Origin of the sequence: Pseudomonas sp. NFACC14 (genome assembly GCF_900106885.1) — a bacterium.
Classification (GTDB): Bacteria; Pseudomonadota; Gammaproteobacteria; order Pseudomonadales; family Pseudomonadaceae; genus Aquipseudomonas; species Aquipseudomonas fluorescens_AA.
Map to the genome: position 1 here is coordinate 72,817 of NZ_FNOA01000010.1, position 19,103 is coordinate 91,919.

Genomic DNA, 19,103 nt, shown 5'->3' on the forward strand with positions numbered 1-19,103 from the left:
CGCTTTTGTAACAAGGGAGCCTGCTCCCGCTCGGCTGTGTAGGAGCTGTCGAGTGCAGCGAGGCTGCGATCTTTCCCCAGCCACTTGAATCTCAAGCGAAAGATCAAAAGATCGCAGGCTTCGCCAGCTCCTACAGGACCGAGCAAGAGCAAGTTCCAACAGAGTCAGTGCCGATAAGTTGAGCCAGTGTGTTGTTCGGGCAAATGGGCCTCTGCGCGGAACAGCTTTTCCCGCAGGGTGCCGTTGTCGTATCCGGTCTTGTACGAGCCGCGTCGCTGCAACTCGGGGATCACCAGGTCGATGAAGTCCACATAGCTTTGCGGCGTCACGATGCGAGTCAGGTTGAAGCCATCGAGGCCGGTTTCGGCAATCCAAGACTCCAGCTCATCGGCCACCTGTTCGGGCGAGCCCACCACCGTGATGTAGCGACCGCCCAAGGCGTGTTGCTGCAGCAACTTGCGGCGGGTCCAGTCGTTGTTCTGCAAGGTCTTGGTGGCGGACTGGATGGCGTTGCTCTTGACGTACTGGATCGGCTCGTCCAGTTCGTACTGGGAAAAATCGATCCCCGTCGACGCGGAAAAATGCGCCACCCCGGCCTCGGCGCTGGCGTAACCCAGGTACTCGGCATGCTTGGCCCAGGCGGCCGCCTCGGTTTCGCCGACAATCACGTTCAGGCCCATGAACACTTTGATGTCCTCGGGGTTGCGTCCGGCCTCGACGGCGCTGGCGCGGACCTTGTCCACCTGGGCCTTGGTCGCCGGTTTGTTCTGGCCGCTGATGAACACGCACTCGGCGTGCCGCCCGGCGAACAGCAAGCCACGCTCGGAACTGCCGGCCTGGAACAGCACCGGGGTGCGTTGGGGCGACGGTTCGCACAGGTGATAGCCCTCGACCTGGTAGAACTCGCCTTGGTGGCGAACCTTGTGCACTTTCTCCGGTTGGGCATAGATCCGCTGCTCGCGATCGTTGAGCACGGCGTCGTTTTCCCAGCTGCCCTCCCACAGTTTGTAGAGCACTTGCAGGTATTCGTCGGCCTGGTCGTAGCGGCGGTCATGCTCCACTTGTGCCGTCAGGCCCATGGCCTTGGCGGCGCTGTCCAGGTAGCCGGTGACGATGTTCCAGCCGACCCGTCCGCGACTCAGGTGGTCGAGGGTGCTCATGCGTCGGGCAAACAGGTAGGGCGGTTCGTAGGTCAGGTTGGCGGTGAGGCCGAAGCCCAGGTTCTTCGTCACGGCGGCCATCGCGGAGACCAGCAGCAATGGGTCATTGACCGGCAGTTGGATCGACTCCTTGAGCGTGACGTCCACCGACTGTTGATACACGTCATAGACCCCGACGATGTCGGCGATGAACAGCCCGTCGAACAAGCCGCGCTCGAGCAATTGCGCCAGGGCGGTCCAGTACTCGAGGGTGTTGAACTGAGTCGACGTGTCCTGGGGATGAGTCCACAGGCCATGGTTGATGTGCCCGATGCAGTTCATGTTGAACGCGTTGAGCAGGATCTTTTTCTTTCCGGCCGCCATCAGATGGTCCCCCGCAGCGGCGGTTTTTCGTCGTTGAGGTAGAAGTTGCCCACGGCGTGGTATTTCCAGCGCACCGGGTCATGCAGGGTGTGCACCCGGGCGTTGCGCCAGTGACGGTCGAGGCCATGTTCGGCCAGGGTCGCCTGGCTGCCGGCCAGTTCGAACAGCGTGCTGCTGGCGGCCAGGGATATTTCGGTGCTGATGGCACGGGCTTCGGCCACGGCAATCGAGGCGGCGGCGACCGTGTCGGCCCCGGTGTCGGCCTGGGCCCGGTCGAGGAATTCACCGGCGCGTTCCAACAGGGCTTCGGCGGCATGCAAGCGGATGCTCAATTGGCCGAAACTCTTGAGGGTGTGCGGGTCTTCGGTGGCGACGTCGCTGGTGGCATCGATCCAGGGACGGGTTTTAGTGCGGACAAAATGCAAGGCGTCTTCATAGGCGGCGCGGGCGATGCCGGTGTCGATGGCCGCGTGAAGAATCTGCGCCAGTGGCCCCACCGGTGTGGGACGTTCGAACGCACTTTGGAAGGGCACGATGTCGTCGGCGGCGACATACACGTTTTCAAACACCACCGAACCACTGCCCGTGGTGCGCTGGCCGAAACCGCTCCAGTCGTCGATCACCGTCAGGCCTTTGCTGTCGCGAGGGACGAACGCCAGTTGTTGCACGCCGTTTTCATCCACCACCGAGGTGGGGATACGCTGGGCGTAGATCGCCCCCGTGGCGTAGAACTTGCGGCCGTCGATGCGATAACCCTCGCCGTCGCGGCGCAGTTGGGTGGTGCGGTCATGGGCAGTCTTGGTGCCAAGTTCGGCCAGGGCGTTACCAAAACGCTGCCCGGCGAGCACTTCGGCGTACAGGCGTTGTTTTTGCGCTTCAGTGCCGTTTACCCGCAGCACCTCCAGGGCGTAGAAATGATTTTGCGGAATCTGCCCCAGCGAGCCGTCGGCCTGGGAAATCAACGCAATGACTTTGGCCAGGGTGACGTTGGACACACCGGCGCCGCCATAGGCCTTGGGTACACTGATGCCCCACAGGCCAGAACGGGAGAAGGCCTCCAGCTCCGGGTACGGCAGGCGCCGCTCGCGGTCGCGCAGGGCACTGTCGCGCTGGAAGTCATCGGCCAGGTCACTGGCCACGATCAGGGCTTGTTCATCGCTGGTGATCACCGCGACGTGTTGAGAAAACGTCATGTACTGCTCCAGAGGTCGGGTCGTCAGATCCAGGAATGCCGGGCCGGCAAGGTGCCGTTCAGGTGGTAGGCGCCTATCGCGTGATACTTCCAGCGCACCGGGTCGTGCAGGGTATGGACCCGTGCGTTGCGCCAGTGGCGATCAAGATTGAATTCGGCGAGGGTGGCGCGGCTGCCGGCCAGCTCGAACAGTTTTTCGCTGGCTTGCAGAGCGATCTCGGTGGTGAGTGCCTTGGCTTCGGCCACGGCAATCGAGGCGCGGGCGGACGATTGCGCGGTGATAGGGGCGGCACTGACCTGGTCCAATACGTGTCCGGCCTTGCGCAGCAACGCTTCGGCAGCGTGCAACTCGATTTTCAGCTTGCCGATGTCGGCGATCACGTAGAGGTCATCACTGGCCCGGTCGACCTTGGCGTCGATCCAGGGCCGGGCCCGTTCGCGCACGAAGGCGATGGCATCGTCGATGGCGCCACGGGCGATGCCCGCATCGATGGCGGCCTGGATCAGTTGGGAAATCGCCCCTTGCACGCCGGGCGTTTCGTTGATGCGCCAGTTTTCCAGTACCAGTTCGCCATCCACCCGCACATTGTTCAGCAGCACGGTGCCGCTGGCCGTGGTGCGTTGGCCGAAGCCCGACCAATCGTCGACGATCCGCAGGCCAGGGGTGCCGCGCCGCACGAACGCCAGCACTTGCCGGCCCTCGTCATTCAGCGCCTTGACCGCGACCCAGTGGGCGAACAGTGCGCCAGTGGAATAGAACTTCTGGCCATTGATGACGAAGCCGTCACCGTCGGCGGTGATCCGCGCCTTGAGTTCAAGGGTGTTGCGGGTGCCACGTTCGGGCCCGGCATTGCCGATGCGCCAGCCTTCGAGCACGCTCTGCAACAGGATTTTTTTCTGCCGCTCGGTACCGGTACCGAGAATCAGCTGGAGCACGCCGAACTGGTTCTGGGGAATCTGCCCCAGGGCCGGGTCGGCGGCGGAAATGATTGCGAACACGTCGGCCAGGGTGACGAACGAAACCTGCGGGCCGCCGTAGGCCCGGGGAACGGCGATGCTGCCCAGTCCGCTGCGGGTGAATTGCTCGATTTCCGCCCAAGGCAGCTTGCGTTGCTGGTCACGACGCGCGGCTTGCTGACGGGCGACCTGTGCCAGTTCATGGGCGGCTTTGATCGCCTCGGCATCGTTGCGCAACACCTGTGCGGGCAACAGCAGGGGGGCGATGTCCAGGTCGCTCTGGACCTTTGCTTGCGCCAGATCCGACATTACAGCCACTCCGTGGCTGCGGGCAGTGCCTTGGCATACTGCACTGGGGCGATTGTGTTGCGTTCCATACCCACCTCACATCTCAAGAAACGCCGCGATGAAGGCGGCGAGCAAAAATCAAGAATGTCCGGTGGTCCGGTTTATATACCCTAAGCGTGTGTAAATTATTTTTGAACTAACTTTTAGGAATATGGATAGGTTGGTTTTAAATTGACGCCCGTGGGTTCACGTGGGTGAAGCCGCTTTTTGTGGCGAAGGCGCTTGCCCCCGCTTGGGCTGCGCTGTAGGAGCTGCCGAAGGTTGCGATCTTTTGATCTTTCGCTTGGGACTCAAGCGTGAGGGGAAAGATCGCAGCCTCGCTCCGCTCGACAGCTCCTACAGGCCCAACGGGAGCAAGCGCCCTCGCCACAACAGCAGGCGTGCCGCATAACTGTTTGCGTCAAGGCTCTCGGCGGCGCGTTTCGGCAGCCATGAGCGCCGGTTTCGGTGAAGTGCTCAGGTACGGATTGGCGCAACCGATCGTCAACGTCCGTGGCGGTGCCCAGTGGGAGTTGTTGCCCACGCGGTCGAGGATGCAGTAGGTCACTTCCAGGCGCAGGTCTTCTCCCGCCTCCAGGATGATCTGCGGCGGGACCCAGATATTGATCGGTTGGCCGACTTCGCTGGCGGTGAGCGCAGGCAGGTCCATGCGCACATCGCCCCAGCGCAGGGTCACTGCATCGCCGGCGGCCATGTTCAGGTAGGGTTCGATGGTCAGCGGTACGCCGCGCTTGATCTGGCTCGGGTTCACCCCTTGGCGCCGGATGGCGGTGGGAATGCGCACCGGCGCCAAGCCCTGGTTTTCATCGCCGCTCAGGGCCAACGGTTGGCCGCCGGGACAATCGAGCTTCACCAGCACCTGTTGCTTGGCCGACAGCGCCGGCCCGCGTCCGACCTGCATCACCCGATAATGGATGCGCGAGGTCCCGTTGACGATGAAGCTCTCCGGGACCCGCATCGTGATGTCGCGCAGTACATCGGCCTGGGACAGCACGCGCGAGCCGACGTAGCAGTTGTCCCAGAACAGTTCGATCAGGTCACCGGCGTCCATGTCGGGATAAGGTGCAATGGCTACCTCCAAGTGAGCGGCGTTGGCGATATTGATGCCAACAGGATGGGCATTGGCCAGGGTGGGGGCGGCCAATTCAGGACTCTTCGACTTACATGTCATGGTGTTCTCCTTGAGGCTTGAAAACTAAGTCCGTTTCGGGAAGATCAAAAGGCGGTGGACCATCGCGATATATGTGTTATGGGTGTAGCCATAGGGGCTGTCTGCGCTTAGTCACTGCGCAAACTAAAATACGGTGCGTCGCCTGTCGGGCACTAGATAAGGGCTCTGCAGTTTCAGTGTCAATAGAGCCGGTTGCTTAATAACTCATTGTGAAAGGCTTCAGAAACATCCTACGTGCGCATGTTAAGAATACGCGGCGCAGCAGGCCAATTTCCTAGGTTAGTCGGTTTTTTCGAAAAGGGTTGGAAACTGCATCTGACAACTAAGTTTGTGAGGGGCGCGGAGGGTAAGTGTTGCGAGAGTTATATATAGGTTACTTCCTATATAAAATCGGAGGCTTTTAAAAAAGGGTAATTGCAAGTTGTGTCGTTCGGATAAAAAGGTGGCGATGCCGTGTAAGTTGTGCAGCGGTCTCACTTCCATCCCTGGAAGTGATAATACGAATTACTGGTCGCCGTGTCCGGCAGAGAGGAACTTGCTGAGGAACTGTCGCGTGCGTTCTTCCTTGGGGGCTGCAAACAAGGCCTTGGCTTCGCCTTGCTCGACGATCACGCCTTTGTCGAAAAACACCACACGGTTGGCCACGTCCCGGGCGAAGCCCATTTCGTGGGTCACGATGACCATGGTGCGCTTTTCTTCAGCCAGGCCGCGAATGGTCGCCAGGACCTCGCCCACCAGCTCCGGATCGAGGGCCGAGGTCGGCTCGTCGAACAGGATCACCGCCGGTTCCATCGCCAACGCCCGGGCAATCGCCACGCGCTGTTGCTGGCCGCCGGAAAGGCGCCGTGGGTAGGCGTTTTCCTTGCCGGCCAGCCCGACCTTGGCCAACAGCTTGCGTCCCAAGGCTTCGGCGTCGGCGCGGGGCATCTTCTTCACCACTTGCGGGCCTTCGGTGACATTTTCCAGGGCGGTGCGGTGGGGAAACAGGTTGAAGTTCTGGAACACGAAGCCCACCTGCTGGCGCAAACGGCGCACCAGGCCTTGTTGCTGGTTCAGCGGGCGACTGCCATCGATCTCGATGTCGCCGACCTTGATCCGGCCGCTGGTAGGCTCTTCGAGGAAGTTCAGGCAACGCAGGAACGTCGTCTTGCCCGAGCCGCTGGGGCCGATGATCGCAACCACTTCGCCTTCTTCGATCTTCAGGTCGATGCCGTTGAGCACCACCTGACCCTTGAACTGCTTTGTCAGTTTTTCCACGACAATCATGGGTCAGGACTCCTGGTCATGCCGATTGACCCGGGCTTCCAGGACGTTCTGCAGATGCGAGAGCACGGTGGCAAGAACCCAATAGATCAGCGCGGCGGCAAGGTACATGGTGAAGATTTCGAAGGTTCGCGCGGTGATCAACTGCGCCTGGCGGAACAGCTCCGGCACCTGGATGGTCGCCGCTAGCGCGGTGTCCTTGACCAGGGAAATGAAGCTGTTGCCCAACGGTGGCAGGGCCGTGCGTGCGGCTTGCGGCAGGATGGCCCGACGCAGGGTCTGGGCGCGGGTCATGCCGATACTCGCCGCTGCTTCCCACTGGCCGCGCTCGATGGAGCTGATGGCGGCCCGCAGGATTTCACACGCATAGGCAGCCATGTTCAGCGAGAAACCGATCAGGGCCGCAGGCAGCGGATCCAGCTCGATGCCCAGTTGCGGCAACCCGTAATAGATCACGAACAACTGCACCAGCAACGGCGTGCCACGAAAGAACGACACGTAGATGCGGGCGATCCAGCTCACCAGTTTGAAGCGCGACAGGCGCATCAGCGCCAGGCCGAACCCCAGCAGCAGGCCGAAAAACATGCCGCCCAGGCTGAGGATGACCGTGTAGTACGCGCCCTTGAGCAGAAAGGGCGCGGAGTCCAGTGCGAGTTGAAGAGCTGCTTCCATTATTTCGTGACGTCAGCGCTGAAGTATTTTTCAGAGAGCTTCTTCAGCGTACCGTCGGCGCGTAGTTTCTCGATGGCCTTGTTCACCGCTGCCAACAGCTCAGGCTCGCCTTTGCGCAGGGCGATACCGGCTTCCTGGCGGGAGAACGCTTCGCCGGCGGCGGCAGTGTCCTTGGCTTTCTTGGCATATTCGAGCGCGGCGAGGCGGTCGATCAGGATGGCGTCGATGCGGCCGACGCGCAGATCCTGGAACTTGGTCGGATCATCTTCGTAGGTGCGTACATCAGCGCCGGGCACGTTGGCCTTTACCCATTGTTCGTAGTTGGTGCCCAGGCCTACGCCGACTTTCTTGCCGGCCAGGTCGGCGGCGGTCTTGATGGAGTCTTTATTCTTGGTCAGGGTCAGCGCCTGAATCCCGGAAACGGTATAGGGCTCGGAGAAGTCATACTTCTTCTTGCGCTCTTCGGAGATTGTCACTTGGTTGATCACCGCGTCCAGACGCTTGGATTCCAGCGCCGCGAGGATGCCGTCCCATTTGGTTGGCTGCAGCTTGACCTTCACGCCCAGTTCCTTGGCCAGTGCCTCGGAAAATTCCACTTCGAAACCGGCCAGCTTGCCGTCGGCGTCGACGAAGCTGAACGGAGGATAAGTGCCTTCCAGACCGACGTTGATAACGCCCGCATCCTTGATTTTCTGCAGTTGCTCACCGGCAACCGCTTGCCCCAGCAGCCCGGCGCTCAATGCCAGGCCCAGCGAACCGACCAACAGGTTGCGACGTAATGCGGAAAAATTCATGACAAGCCCCTGTGTTTTCTTATGAAGAGGTTATTTTGGCTGAGATAAGGCGTAGCCGCGATTCGAAAAGGTTGCCACATCCTGCCTTAAAGCAACCTGGGCGTCTCGCGGCAAATGCGCCTGCGGCGAGACTATAAGTTGGCTTTTATAGATTGGAAAATAATATTAAATCAACCATATATGTCTGTTTGGAATGAAACCCTGTGGGAGCGAGCTTGCTCGCGATAGCAGTGGATCAGCCCAATTCGAATCAACTGACGCACCCTCATCGCGAGCAAGCTCGCTCCCACATTGAGGTTCCATATCTTCAGAAGACTGCGTTATAGGCAAACAACGCGGGCGCACCGCCAGTGTGCAGGAAGATGATCGGGCCTTCGTCGAAACGGTCGCGGCCAATGCCATCGAGCAGGCCGGCCATGGCCTTGCCGGTGTAGACCGGATCGAGCAACAGGCCTTCCTGGCTGGCCAGCAGCTTGACCGCCGCCAGTGTCCCGGCGTTCGGTTCGCCGTAGCGGGGGGCGAAATATTCGTCCCACAGGATCACTTTGAACGCTTCCGGAAGGGCGACTTCGAGCAACGCTGCCGTGCGCTCGGCCAGGCCCTGGACCTTCGGAAACTGGTCCTCCTCGCTGCGGGAAACGGTGACGCCAATGACCGGAAGCGCCGGCAGGCTTTCACTCAACGCCAGCGCCAGGCCGCTGTGGGTCCCGGCACTGCCCGAGGCCAGTACCACGGCGGCGAATTCGATTCCGCTGTCCTTGATCTGCTCGGCCAGTTCCAGGCCGGCGCGCACGTACCCCAGCGCGCCCAAGGCGTTCGAACCGCCAATCGGCACCAGGTAGGGCTTTTTCCCATTGCTGCGCAGGCGCCCGGCGAGGGCTTGCAATTGCTCGTCGGCGTTGTCCAGGTTTTCCACCAGTTCGACCTTGGCGTCGAACAGTTCCAGCAGCAGCCGGTTACCGTTGCCCAGGTAATTGCTGTCTTCGGTGCCGATGGGGTTTTCCAGCAAGGCCACGCAACCCAGGCCCAGCTTCGCGGCCAGGGCGGCGGTCTGGCGTACGTGGTTGGACTGGATTGCCCCGGCGGTGATGAGGGTATCGGCCCCTTGGGCGATGGCATCGGCGGCCAGGTATTCGAGCTTGCGCAGTTTGTTGCCGCCCAAGGCCAGGGGCGTCAGGTCGTCGCGCTTGATGTAGATGTCCCGGCCGAGCCAGGTGGAGAGGCGGTCGAGTTTTTCCAGCGGTGTCGGATGGCTGAGCAGGTCGAGACGGTTAAAGCGAGACAACTGTTCTTTGATCATGGGTCCGTACTGGTTGTAGGCGATGTCTGGACTATAGGCACGCGGATATTCGTGGGCAACCGGCAATCATTTGTTTGGAAGTAAACCGGCGACGGGCAGGGAGTGACACATGATTTATGAACACCCCAAACCCTGTGGGAGCGAGCCTGCTCGCGATAGCGGTGTGTCAGTAAATACATGTGCCAACTGAACCACAGCTATCGCGAGCAGGCTCGCTCCCACAGGGTTTGTGTGGTGTCTGTTGAACACTGAACGAATACACATCAAGCAGCGTCTATCCTCCCACTGGCCTGCGTAGGAAACGCGCCGTTGAGCCCTGCGATTAGTCCTTAGCTGCCTATTCATGTTTAACTTGAACGTTCATTCAAGTTAAACCGTCGGTTTGCTGCCCGCTCACAATAAGGAGGCTTGCTTTTGCCGAGTCCGTTTTCGACCCTCGCTGTTTCGCTGCCCGGGGGCCCTCGTCCATGAGTGCTTCGTCCCTGCCACCCAGCGGCCTGGTCCGCATGAACCCGCCGGTGTTTTACTTCGCCGCGACCTTTATCCTGCTGTTCGGCCTGGTGGTGATTGCCATGCCTGCCCAGGCCGGCGCCTGGTTGCTGGCCGCGCAGAACTGGGCGGCCAATACGGTCGGCTGGTACTACATGCTCGCGATGACGCTGTATCTGGTCTTCGTGGTGGTCACCGCCTTGTCCGGCTACGGCAAGATCAAGCTCGGTGCCGACCACGACGAGCCCGAATTCAGCTATCTGTCCTGGGCCGGCATGCTGTTTGCCGCCGGCATCAGCATCACGCTGTTTTTCTTCTGCGTCTCCGAACCGCTGACCCATTTGGTGCAGCCGCCCCAGGGTGAGGCCGGTACCGCCGAGGCAGCGCGCCAGGCCATGCAGATTCTGTTCTTGCACTGGGGCCTGCACGGCTGGGGTGTCTTTGCGTTCGTCGGCATGGCCCTGGCGTATTTCGCCTACCGGCACAATCTGCCGCTGGCCTTGCGTTCGGCGCTGTACCCGCTGATCGGCAAGCGCATCAACGGCCCCATCGGCTATGCGGTGGACGGCTTCGGCATCATCGCGACCGTGTTCGGCCTCGGCGCGGACATGGGTTTTGGTGTGCTGCACCTCAATTCCGGGCTCGACTACCTGTTCGGCATCGCCCACACCCAGTGGATCCAGGTCGGCCTGATCGTGCTGATGATGGGCGCGGCGATCATCGTCGCGGTGGCCGGTGTCGACAAGGGTGTGCGGGTCATGTCCGACATCAACATGCTGCTGGCCTGTGCGTTGTTGCTGTTTGTGCTGTTCGCCGGGCCCACCCAGCATTTGCTCAATACCTTGATCCAGAACATCGGCGATTACCTCGGTGCCCTGCCGATGAAGAGTTTCGACCTGTACGCCTACAACGAGCCCAGCGAATGGCTGGGCGGCTGGACGGTGTTCTACTGGGCCTGGTGGATCGCCTGGTCGCCGTTCGTGGGGCTGTTCATCGCGCGGATTTCCCGTGGTCGGACCATTCGTGAGTTCGTGTTCGGCGTGCTGCTGATTCCCCTGGGCTTCACCTTGGCGTGGATGTCCATCTTCGGCAACAGCGCCATCGACCAGGTGCTGAACCACGGCATGAGCGCCCTGGGCATGTCCGCCCTGGACAACCCGTCGATGAGCCTTTACCTGCTGTTGGAAACCTACCCTTGGAGCAAGACTGTCATCGCGGTCACCGTGTTCATCAGCTTCGTGTTCTTCGTCACGTCCGCTGACTCGGGCACCGTGGTGCTTTCGACGCTGTCAGCCAAGGGCGGCAATCCCGATGAGGATGGGCCGAAATGGCTGCGGGTGTTCTGGGGTGCGATGACAGCCCTGGTGACCAGTGCGTTGTTGTTCTCCGGCAGCATCGATGCCTTGAAGTCGGCGGTGGTGCTGACGTCCTTGCCGTTCTCACTGATTCTGCTGTTGATGATGTGGGGTCTGCACAAGGCGTTTTACCTGGAGTCCCAGAAACAGATCGCACAATTGCATTCCCTGGCGCCGGTATCGGGATCGCGCCGGGGCACGGGTGGCTGGCGTCAGCGCTTGAGCCAGGCGGTGCATTTTCCGTCCCGTGACGAGGTGTACCGTTTCCTCGACAGCACGGTGCGCCCGGCCATTGAAGAAGTGACCGCGGTGTTCGTCGAGAAGGGGCTGACGGTGGTGACCCAGCCCGACCCGGCCAACGACAGCGTCAGCCTGGAGATCGGTCACGGCGAGCAGCATCCGTTCATTTACCAGGTGCAGATGCGTGGCTACTTCACGCCGTCCTTCGCCCGCGGCGGCATGGGCTCGAAGCAGCTCAACAACCGGCGCTACTACCGTGCCGAGGTGCACTTGAGCGAAGGCAGCCAGGATTACGACCTGGTGGGCTACACCAAGGAGCAAATCATCAACGACATCCTCGACCAGTACGAGCGGCACTTGCAGTTCCTGCATTTGGTGCGCTGAGCGAGGCCGTAGGTTTTCCATCTTTACCGGCCTCATCGCGAGCAAGCTCGCTCCCACAGGGGCAGTGAGTCCTTCTTGGAGGGCTGCCGATTCGCTTGTGGGAGCGAGCCTGCTCGCGATAGGGATTTGGCGGACGCCGCCGGGCGAAGCTTCAGACAAGCCCGCCATTGGCCCGCAGGACCTGCCCATTCACCCAGCCAGCGGCCGGGCTCACCAGGAACGCGATGATGCTGGCAATGTCCTGCGGCTGGCCGAGGCGTTCCAAGGGCGGCATCTTGGCGTAGTGCTGCACCTGTTCTTCGCTCTTGCCGTGCATGAACAGTTCGGTGGCGACCGGGCCGGGGGCCACGGCATTGACCGTGATCTGACGCCCGCGCAGTTCCTTGGCGAACACCTGGGTCAGGGATTCCACTGCCGCCTTGCTGGCGATGTATACCGAGTAGCCGGGCAGGTTCAGCCCTACGGTGCTGCTGGAAAAATTCACGATCCGGCCACCGTCGTTCAGGCGGGTCGCGGCTTCGCGCAGGGTGTTGAAGGTGCCACGGGTGTTGATGGCGAACGTCTGCTCGAACAGCTCGTCGCTGTGTTGCGCCAGGGGCATTACCTGAAGAATGCCGGCGTTGTTGATCAACACATCGACCTTGCCCAGTTGGGCTTCGGTTTCGTCGAACAGTCGCCGCACATCGGCGGAAGAGGACACATCCGCCTTGATCGCTATGGCTTGGTGGCCGGCCTGGCGCAGCTGAACCACCAGTTTCGAGGCTTCGGTGGCGCTGTTGGCGTAATTGATGACGACGGCAAAACCTTCGCTGGCCAATTGCTTGGCAATCTCTGCTCCGATACCGCGGGAGGCGCCGGTCACGATGGCAACTTTCGAATTCTGAACAGTCATGTGAGGTTCCTTTGAGGTTGAAGTGTCGTGATTCGTTGAAGCCAGATTCACATGTTTACTCTTGGCGATAAATGCCCGAGAGTTGCCTTGACTGTTCAATATTTTCCAACAATCAGTGCATGGGACTCCGATGGACCAAGTCAAGGCGATGAGGGTATTTGTCCGCATATACGAGCGCAGCAGCTTTACCCTGGCCGCTGAAGACTTGAATATGCCCCGGGCCACGCTCACCCATACGCTCAATCAATTCGAAGCCTGGCTGGGCATTCGTCTGCTGGAGCGTAGCACCCGCAAGGTGCGCCCGACCCTCGACGGCGAAGCCTACTACCCACGCTGCGTGCAATTGCTGGCGGAGCTTGAAGAGGCCGAACTGGCGTTTCGCGGCGTGGCGCCCAAAGGCAAGTTGAGGGTGGACCTGCATGGTACCCAGGCCCGGTACTTCGTGATTCCGGCGTTGCCGCAATTCATGGCGCGCTACCCCGAAATAGAACTGTTCATCAGCGAGGCGGATCGTTTCGTCGACCTGATTGCCGAGGGCGTCGATTGCGTGCTGCGTTCCGGTACGCTGGCGGACTCGTCATTGATTGGCCGGCGTGTCGCCAATCTTCGGCAGATCACCTGTGCCAGCCCCGGTTACCTGCGCCAGTATGGCGAGCCGAAGAGCCTCGATGACTTGAAACATCACCGGGCGGTGAATTACGTCTCGCGAACCACCGCCAAACTCTATCCGTTCGAGTTCATGGTCGATGGCGAACTTAAGGAGGTGCCGATCGGGGGCTCGTTGTCGGTGTCCGGCGCCGAGATCTACGCCGCCTCGGCCATCGCCGGCCTGGGCCTGATCCAATGCCCGCATTACCGAATGGAAGAACCGATCCGGCAGAGAATGATCCAGGAAGTCCTCACCGCCTACCCGCCGCCCTCCATGCCGGTGTCGGTGCTCTATCCCCACAACCGACACATGTCGCCACGGGTTCGCGTGTTCGTGGATTGGGTGACCGAGGTGTTTGCGCAGGCGCGATGACCGAGTGGTGATGGCGGTGCATGGGTTGGAGAGTTGAACTAATATTTTTCTGGGTGTGTATTGTGTGTATCAGGGGCTTATTCGCAGCTAGAGTTTTCCGGCAGAGTTGTCGAATAAGGCAAAGGTGATGCGAAGTCGGGAAATGATCAGGAAGATCGAAGAGGACGGTTGGTATCTGGTGGCAGTCAAGGGTAGCCATCATCAGTACAAACATTCCATCAAGGCTGGGAGGGTGACGATCAAGCACCCTGACACCGATCTGCCCAGAGGCACGATCAATAGCATATTGAAACAGGCGGGCCTGAAATGAAGCCCATGACCGATTACGAAATCCCCGATGGGGATGCATTGTTATCAGACCGGTTGCTGCGGTTGCCGGATCTGAAGGAAGGATTCGTCCACATGAAATTTCCGGTCGTTCTGCACAAGGATGCCGATTCCGACTACGGAGTGACGGTCCCGGATGTACCGGGTTGTTTCTCCGCAGGCAGTACTGTGAGCCAGGCATTCGAAAATGTGAAAGAGGCGCTCTCGTTGCACTATGAAGGCTTGATAGCCGACGGCGAACCGCTGCCGCAGATCCATGAAATCGACGATCATCTCGACGATCCACAATACGCCGGGGGGATATGGGGGGTGGTCGAGTTTGATGTCACGCCCTATTTCGGAAAGTCAGTGCGGTTCAACGCCACGTTGCCCGAGCAATTGCTTGAGCGCATCGACCAAACCGTACGACGGGACCAGCGTTATAGCTCGCGTTCGGGTTTTCTGGCAGCGGCGGCCTTGCGCGAACTTTCAGCCTGACCGAGGCGTCTGTGAAATGTTAGCGTCTGTCACCCGCCGTCCGAACAGAGAGCCTTTTCGATGACCTACACCGCTGCGCAAAACCGCTACGAGTCCATTCCTTACCGCCGCGTCGGTCGCAGCGGGTTGGTGCTGCCGGCGCTGTCGCTGGGGTTGTGGCACAACTTCGGCGACAGTACGCCCATCGATACCCAGCGTGCCTTGCTGCGCACGGCGTTCGACCTGGGTATCAACCACTTCGACCTGGCCAACAACTACGGCCCGCCCTATGGCAGCGCCGAGATCAATTTCGGCCGGTTGCTGCGCGAAGATTTCCAGCAGTACCGCGATGAGCTGATCATCTCCAGCAAAGCCGGTTGGGACATGTGGCCTGGACCTTATGGCCAGGGCGGTGGCTCGCGCAAATACGTGTTGGCCAGCCTCGACCAGAGCCTGCAACGCCTGGGGCTGGACTATGTGGATATCTTCTATTCCCACCGCTTCGACCCCGATACGCCACTGGAAGAAACCGCCAGTGCACTGGCCACTGCGGTGCAGCAGGGCAAGGCGCTGTACATCGGCATTTCCTCGTATTCCGGGGTGAAGACCCGGGAAATGGCGGCGCTGCTCAAGGAATGGAAAGTCCCGCTGCTGATCCATCAGCCGGCCTACAACCTGCTCAACCGCTGGGTGGAAAAAGACCTGCTGGACGCCACCGACGAATTGGGGACCGGTGTGATTGCCTTCACCCCACTGGCCCAAGGGCTGCTGACCGATAAGTATCTCAAGGGCGTTCCGGCCGATGCGCGGGTGAATCGGCCGGGGGGCGGCTCGTTGCAGGCTTCGCACTTGTCGCAGGAGAACCTCGCCCACGTACGCGCCCTCAATGAGATCGCCCAACGTCGTGGCCAGAGCCTGGCGCAAATGGCCCTGGCCTGGACCTTGCGCGATCCCCGGGTCACCTCCGCCCTGATCGGCGCCAGCCGGCCGGAGCAGATCATCGAGAATGTCGGAGCCTTGCAGAACCTGAACTTCAGCGCTGAAGAACTGGCCGAGATCGACCGATTTGCCCAGGAAGGCGGGATCAATCTTTGGGAAAAGCCTTCGTCGGCTGAGTAACCCAAACCCCCTGTGGCAAGGGGATAAATCCCCTCACCACAAAGGCGATTCCATCGCTGTTCAGCGAAAAAACGGCACATCCCCCAACACCGTCGCCCGGTGCATCACCCGCCGGGCAGGGCGGTAGTCGTCCACGGCGAAATGCTGGGTCACACGGTTATCCCAGAACGCCACGTCGTTGACCTGCCAGCGCCAGCGCAGGGTGAACTCCGGGCGGGTGGCGTGGGCGAACAGGAGTTTCAGGATCGCCTCGCTTTCGCTTTCCGACAGCTCGTTGATCCGTGTCGTGAAACCTTCATTGACGAACAGTGAACGACGTCCACTCACCGGATGGGTGCGGATCACCGGATGGGACAGCGGCGGGTTTTTCCGCCGTGCCTCTTCCCAGCGGGCCAAGTCTTCGGCGGTGTTGCCAAACCGCTCCAAGGGAAAGGACCGGGTAAAGTCGTGAGTCGCCGTCAGGCCTTCCAGCAAGCGTTTCAACGGTGTCGACAAGGCTTCGTAGGCGGCGATGCCACTGGCCCACAACGTGTCGCCACCCACCGCCGGCAACAGCTTGGCGCTGAGCACCGCGCCGAGGGCTGGCGTTGGCAGAAAGGTCACGTCGGTGTGCCACACGGCGTTGTCGCGCACATCGGTGACGGCGGTGTCGAGCACCAGTACTTCAGGCTGTTCCGGTACGTTGGGGTAGATCGGATGAATGTGCAGGTCGCCAAAATACGCGGCGAAACGCGCCTGCTGGGGCGGTTCGATCGGCTGGTCGCGGAAAAACAGCACCTGGTGTTCGAGCAGCGCCTGCTCGAGGGTGTCGCGGTCGGCCTGGCTCAGCGGCTGGCGGATATCGATTCCTTCGATCTGCGCGCCGAGGGCGGTGCTCAAGGGCGTAATGGTCGGGCGGTTCATCGCAGTGTTCTCGGTGTGGGCGCCGAATGGTCGGCGTGGTCATTGGGTGTCAATGGGTCTGGCCGTGCCACGGCACCAGTTTGCGTTGCAGGGCGCGCAGGCCCATTTCCATGGCGAAGGCAATCAGCGCGATCACCAGGATTCCCAGCACCACCACATCGGTGACCAGGAACTGCGCCGCTGACTGCACCATGAATCCCAGCCCGCTGGTGGCGGCGATCAGTTCGGCGGCCACCAGTGTCGACCAGCCCACGCCCAGGCCGATGCGGATACCGGTGAGAATGTCCGGCAGGGCACTGGGCACGATCACATGGCGAATCAACTGTGCCCGCGTGGCGCCCAACGATTGCGCCGCGCGCAGCTTGGCCCGGTCGACGGTGCGCACGCCGGTGGCGGTGGCAATGGCAATCGGGGCGAAGATCGCCAGGTAGATCAGCAGCACCTTCGACAACTCGCCGATGCCGCACCAGATCACGATCAATGGCAGGTACGCCAACGGTGGGATCGGCCGGTAGAACTCGATCAACGGATCGAGCACGCCGCGCGCGATGCGGTTGGCGCCGATGGCGATGCCCACCGGCACCGCCGTCAGCACCGCGAACAACAGGCCCAGGCCGATGCGTTCAAGGCTGGCGGCCAAGTGTTGCCAGAGGGTGGAGTCCATGTAGCCGTGGGTCGCCAGCAGCCAGCCTTTTTGCAGCACGGCCGACGGCGGCGGCAGGAACAGTGGTTCGATCAGGCCGCTGGCGGTGACGGCCCACCAGGCTGCCAGCAGCGCGATCAGGGTCAAGCCACTGATCCAACGTGTACTCAGGTGGGGTCTCAAACCGCTGGCCGTAGGCCGGGTCGTCGCGTCACGGACCACGGCTGGAATTTCGTAGCTGCTCATGCGCGCTCCTGGGGGCGAGTGGCGCTGCGTTGGGAAAACACTTTGGCGAGCACATGCTCGCGGGTTTCGATGAAGCGTGGGTCGGACTTGATCGAGCGTGCCGATTCCCCGGCCCCGTAGCGCTGGCCGAAATCCAGGCTCAGGCGCTCGACGATCTGCCCCGGGTTCGGTGCCAGCAGAATCAAGTCCGTGGCGAGGAAGACGGCCTCTTCAATGTCATGGGTGATCAGGAACACCGGCTTGGCGGTGCGCTGCCAGACCTGCAGCAACAGTTCCTGCATCTGCTCGCGGGTGAAGGCGTCCAGCGCACCGAATGGCTCATCCATCAACAGCACACGCGGGTCGGCCGCCAACGCCCGGGCCAGGCCGACGCGTTGTTTCTGGCCGCCGGAAAGCTGCCAGACGCGGCGTCGCTCGAAACCGGCCAGGTCCACCAGGGCAAGCATTTCCCGGGCGCGAGCCTCGCGTTTTTCCTTGGGAATGCCGGCCAGTTCCAGGCCGAACCCGACGTTTGCCAGTACGTCCTGCCATGGCAGCAGCGCATCGTCCTGGAACACCACGCCGCGTTCGGCGCTCGGGCCCTTCACCGGCGTGCCGTCGAGGGTGATCTGCCCGGCGCTGGGCTCGACGAACCCGGCGATCAGGTTCAACAGCGATGTCTTGCCACTGCCGGACGGGCCGAGGGCGACCAGCAACTGCTGGGGCCCCAGGGTCAGTGAAATGTCCGCCAGCACGGGTTCCGCCGCGCCGGGGTACTGTGCGCTGATGCGCTCCAGCTGTAGCAAGGCCATCGCCGTGACTCCTTTTAGTGTTCGATCACTGGGTGATGTATTTGGCGCTGACAAAAGGCGCGTAGTCCGGCAGCACGGCTTCGACCTTGCCTTGCTCCTTGAGGAAGGCGGCGGTGTCGGTGATGGCTTGGGTGGTCGGAGCGCCGAGGCTTACGACCTGATCGGCCGCCAGGGGGAAGACGTTGCCTTGCAACAGCAGCGGGATATCACTGGCCTTGGCACCGGAGAGTTTCACCAGTTTGTCGACGTTGGACGCATCGGCCAGCCAGGCCTGTGGGTCCTTGCGGTAGTGGGCGTAGGCGTCCAGGGTCACTTTGGCGAAGGCGGTGACGATTTCAGGATGCTTCTGGGCGAAGTCCTTGCGCACGATCCAGGCGTCGAACGTCGGTGCGCCGAACTTGGCCAGCTCCGCGGAGGTGATCAGCACCTTGCCGTTTTCCTTGGCCACACCCAGGGCCGGGTCCCAGACGTAGGTGGCGTCGATGTCGCCACGCTTCCAGGCGGCGATGATGGCCGGTGGCGCCAGGTTGAGGATGGTGACTTTCGACGGGTCGATGTTCCAGTGCTTCAACGCGGCGAGCAGGCTGTAGTGGCCGGTGGACACGAACGGCACGGCGATTTTCTTGCCGATCAGGTCTTGCGGGGAATTGATGCCGGAGCCGTCACGAACCACCAAGGCCTCGGCGGCGCCGATCTGGGTGGCGATGAGGAAGGTTTCCACCGGGACCTTGCGGGTGATGGCGGCGGTCAGCGGGCTGGAGCCGAGGTAGCCGATCTGCACATCGCCCGAGGCGATGGCGGTGATGACGTCGGCACCGTTGTCGAACTTGCGCCAGTCGATCTTGGCTTGGGTGGCTTTTTCATAGGCGCCGTCGGCCTGGGCGACCTTGGCCGGGTCGACGGTGGTCTGGTAGGCGACGGTCAGGTCGGCTGCCTGGGCAAAAAGACTCGTTGCTGCCAGGGAGGCGGCCGCGAGAAGGCGAAGGGGGAAACGCAAAGACATGGACAATCTCCTCA

18 protein-coding genes are annotated in these 19,103 nt (G+C 61.4%); 5 read left to right on the forward strand and 13 right to left on the reverse strand.

Going from position 1 to position 19,103, the window contains the following annotated elements:
* Positions 1-164 precede the first annotated feature (164 nt).
* From BLU85_RS16460 to BLU85_RS16495, 8 genes are all read right to left on the reverse strand, one after another.
* On the reverse strand, positions 165-1,523 hold the full coding sequence (locus BLU85_RS16460) for an LLM class flavin-dependent oxidoreductase (RefSeq protein ID WP_092201303.1): 1,359 nt from the start codon (positions 1,521-1,523) through the stop codon (positions 165-167).
* Positions 1,523-2,716, reverse strand: a complete 1,194-nt coding sequence (locus BLU85_RS16465) for an SfnB family sulfur acquisition oxidoreductase (RefSeq protein ID WP_092201301.1) — start codon at positions 2,714-2,716, stop codon at positions 1,523-1,525. Before BLU85_RS16465 ends, BLU85_RS16460 begins: the two co-directional genes overlap by 1 nt.
* Before the next feature lie 23 nt (positions 2,717-2,739).
* Positions 2,740-3,981 carry an SfnB family sulfur acquisition oxidoreductase gene (locus BLU85_RS16470; protein WP_092201299.1) on the reverse strand — a complete coding sequence of 414 codons (1,242 nt, stop codon included), beginning with the start codon at positions 3,979-3,981 and terminating at the stop codon, positions 2,740-2,742.
* 439 nt (positions 3,982-4,420) lie between these two features.
* Complete coding sequence (locus BLU85_RS16475) at positions 4,421-5,191, reverse strand: hypothetical protein (protein WP_092201297.1); 771 nt, start codon at positions 5,189-5,191, stop codon at positions 4,421-4,423.
* Between the two features lie 504 nt (positions 5,192-5,695).
* Positions 5,696-6,457, reverse strand: coding sequence for an L-cystine ABC transporter ATP-binding protein TcyN (gene tcyN / locus BLU85_RS16480; RefSeq protein ID WP_092201294.1), 762 nt, complete (start codon positions 6,455-6,457; stop codon positions 5,696-5,698).
* Positions 6,458-6,460: 3 nt separating this feature from the next.
* Positions 6,461-7,126: a cystine ABC transporter permease gene (gene tcyL, locus BLU85_RS16485; protein ID WP_060739686.1), complete on the reverse strand. Its 666-nt coding sequence runs from the start codon at positions 7,124-7,126 to the stop codon at positions 6,461-6,463.
* The gene (tcyJ, locus tag BLU85_RS16490; protein ID WP_092201292.1) at positions 7,126-7,920 is read right to left on the reverse strand and encodes a cystine ABC transporter substrate-binding protein; all 795 of its coding nucleotides are present in this window, start codon (positions 7,918-7,920) and stop codon (positions 7,126-7,128) included. The genes tcyL and tcyJ overlap by 1 nt, the downstream gene beginning before the upstream one ends.
* Before the next feature lie 307 nt (positions 7,921-8,227).
* Positions 8,228-9,220, reverse strand: coding sequence for a D-cysteine desulfhydrase (locus BLU85_RS16495; RefSeq protein WP_092201290.1), 993 nt, complete (start codon positions 9,218-9,220; stop codon positions 8,228-8,230).
* Between the two features lie 506 nt (positions 9,221-9,726).
* On the opposite strand from BLU85_RS16495, the gene betT reads away from it, so the two are divergent.
* Positions 9,727-11,688, forward strand: a complete 1,962-nt coding sequence (gene betT, locus BLU85_RS16500) for a choline transporter BetT (protein WP_170847592.1) — start codon at positions 9,727-9,729, stop codon at positions 11,686-11,688.
* A 151-nt stretch (positions 11,689-11,839) separates the two neighbouring features.
* On the opposite strand, the gene BLU85_RS16505 is transcribed toward betT, so the two are convergent.
* Positions 11,840-12,580, reverse strand: coding sequence for an SDR family oxidoreductase (locus BLU85_RS16505; protein ID WP_092201286.1), 741 nt, complete (start codon positions 12,578-12,580; stop codon positions 11,840-11,842).
* 130 nt (positions 12,581-12,710) lie between these two features.
* Here BLU85_RS16505 and BLU85_RS16510 point away from each other — a divergent pair, with 130 nt between their 5' ends.
* The 4 genes from BLU85_RS16510 to mgrA all read left to right on the forward strand — a co-directional run bounded on the left by BLU85_RS16510 (position 12,711) and on the right by mgrA (position 15,503).
* Complete coding sequence (locus tag BLU85_RS16510) at positions 12,711-13,601, forward strand: LysR family transcriptional regulator (protein ID WP_092201284.1); 891 nt, start codon at positions 12,711-12,713, stop codon at positions 13,599-13,601.
* A gap of 127 nt (positions 13,602-13,728) precedes the next feature.
* Positions 13,729-13,911, forward strand: coding sequence for a type II toxin-antitoxin system HicA family toxin (locus BLU85_RS16515; RefSeq protein WP_092201282.1), 183 nt, complete (start codon positions 13,729-13,731; stop codon positions 13,909-13,911).
* 92 nt (positions 13,912-14,003) lie between these two features.
* Entirely contained in the window at positions 14,004-14,405 is a 402-nt protein-coding gene (locus BLU85_RS16520; RefSeq protein ID WP_063325186.1) for a type II toxin-antitoxin system HicB family antitoxin, read from the forward strand.
* A 60-nt stretch (positions 14,406-14,465) separates the two neighbouring features.
* Positions 14,466-15,503 (forward strand): L-glyceraldehyde 3-phosphate reductase, encoded by a 1,038-nt coding sequence (mgrA, locus tag BLU85_RS16525; protein WP_092169235.1) that lies wholly within the window; start codon positions 14,466-14,468, stop codon positions 15,501-15,503.
* A gap of 60 nt (positions 15,504-15,563) precedes the next feature.
* Here mgrA and tauD read toward each other — a convergent pair whose 3' ends face one another.
* Genes tauD through tauA form a run of 4 tightly spaced genes read right to left on the reverse strand, consistent with a single transcriptional unit; the run spans position 15,564 to position 19,089 of the window.
* On the reverse strand, positions 15,564-16,406 hold the full coding sequence (gene tauD, locus BLU85_RS16530; RefSeq protein ID WP_092201280.1) for a taurine dioxygenase: 843 nt from the start codon (positions 16,404-16,406) through the stop codon (positions 15,564-15,566).
* Between the two features lie 49 nt (positions 16,407-16,455).
* Complete coding sequence (gene tauC / locus BLU85_RS16535) at positions 16,456-17,295, reverse strand: taurine ABC transporter permease TauC (protein ID WP_092201278.1); 840 nt, start codon at positions 17,293-17,295, stop codon at positions 16,456-16,458.
* A complete protein-coding gene (gene tauB, locus BLU85_RS16540) occupies positions 17,292-18,086 on the reverse strand; it encodes a taurine ABC transporter ATP-binding subunit (protein WP_092201276.1) in 795 nt (264 codons plus the stop codon). The genes tauC and tauB overlap by 4 nt, the downstream gene beginning before the upstream one ends.
* A 25-nt stretch (positions 18,087-18,111) precedes the next feature.
* Positions 18,112-19,089: a taurine ABC transporter substrate-binding protein gene (gene tauA, locus BLU85_RS16545; RefSeq protein WP_092201274.1), complete on the reverse strand. Its 978-nt coding sequence runs from the start codon at positions 19,087-19,089 to the stop codon at positions 18,112-18,114.
* Between the last annotated feature and the right edge of the window lie 14 nt (positions 19,090-19,103).

What these genes read in the sequence shown, in the direction of transcription:
- BLU85_RS16505 (WP_092201286.1), bottom strand. Translation starts at nt 12,580, where the DNA reads ATGACTGTTCAGAATTCGAAAGTTGCCATCGTGACCGGCGCCTCCCGC.
- tcyN (WP_092201294.1), bottom strand. Translation starts at nt 6,457, where the DNA reads ATGATTGTCGTGGAAAAACTGACAAAGCAGTTCAAGGGTCAGGTGGTG.
- mgrA (WP_092169235.1), top strand. Translation starts at nt 14,466, where the DNA reads ATGACCTACACCGCTGCGCAAAACCGCTACGAGTCCATTCCTTACCGC.
- tcyL (WP_060739686.1), bottom strand. Translation starts at nt 7,126, where the DNA reads ATGGAAGCAGCTCTTCAACTCGCACTGGACTCCGCGCCCTTTCTGCTC.
- betT (WP_170847592.1), top strand. Translation starts at nt 9,727, where the DNA reads ATGAACCCGCCGGTGTTTTACTTCGCCGCGACCTTTATCCTGCTGTTC.
- tauA (WP_092201274.1), bottom strand. Translation starts at nt 19,089, where the DNA reads ATGTCTTTGCGTTTCCCCCTTCGCCTTCTCGCGGCCGCCTCCCTGGCA.
- BLU85_RS16465 (WP_092201301.1), bottom strand. Translation starts at nt 2,716, where the DNA reads ATGACGTTTTCTCAACACGTCGCGGTGATCACCAGCGATGAACAAGCC.
- tauB (WP_092201276.1), bottom strand. Translation starts at nt 18,086, where the DNA reads ATGGCCTTGCTACAGCTGGAGCGCATCAGCGCACAGTACCCCGGCGCG.
- BLU85_RS16460 (WP_092201303.1), bottom strand. Translation starts at nt 1,523, where the DNA reads ATGGCGGCCGGAAAGAAAAAGATCCTGCTCAACGCGTTCAACATGAAC.
- BLU85_RS16495 (WP_092201290.1), bottom strand. Translation starts at nt 9,220, where the DNA reads ATGATCAAAGAACAGTTGTCTCGCTTTAACCGTCTCGACCTGCTCAGC.
- BLU85_RS16520 (WP_063325186.1), top strand. Translation starts at nt 14,004, where the DNA reads ATGAAATTTCCGGTCGTTCTGCACAAGGATGCCGATTCCGACTACGGA.
- tcyJ (WP_092201292.1), bottom strand. Translation starts at nt 7,920, where the DNA reads ATGAATTTTTCCGCATTACGTCGCAACCTGTTGGTCGGTTCGCTGGGC.
- tauD (WP_092201280.1), bottom strand. Translation starts at nt 16,406, where the DNA reads ATGAACCGCCCGACCATTACGCCCTTGAGCACCGCCCTCGGCGCGCAG.
- BLU85_RS16510 (WP_092201284.1), top strand. Translation starts at nt 12,711, where the DNA reads ATGGACCAAGTCAAGGCGATGAGGGTATTTGTCCGCATATACGAGCGC.
- tauC (WP_092201278.1), bottom strand. Translation starts at nt 17,295, where the DNA reads ATGAGCAGCTACGAAATTCCAGCCGTGGTCCGTGACGCGACGACCCGG.
- BLU85_RS16470 (WP_092201299.1), bottom strand. Translation starts at nt 3,981, where the DNA reads ATGTCGGATCTGGCGCAAGCAAAGGTCCAGAGCGACCTGGACATCGCC.
- BLU85_RS16475 (WP_092201297.1), bottom strand. Translation starts at nt 5,191, where the DNA reads ATGACATGTAAGTCGAAGAGTCCTGAATTGGCCGCCCCCACCCTGGCC.
- BLU85_RS16515 (WP_092201282.1), top strand. Translation starts at nt 13,729, where the DNA reads ATGCGAAGTCGGGAAATGATCAGGAAGATCGAAGAGGACGGTTGGTAT.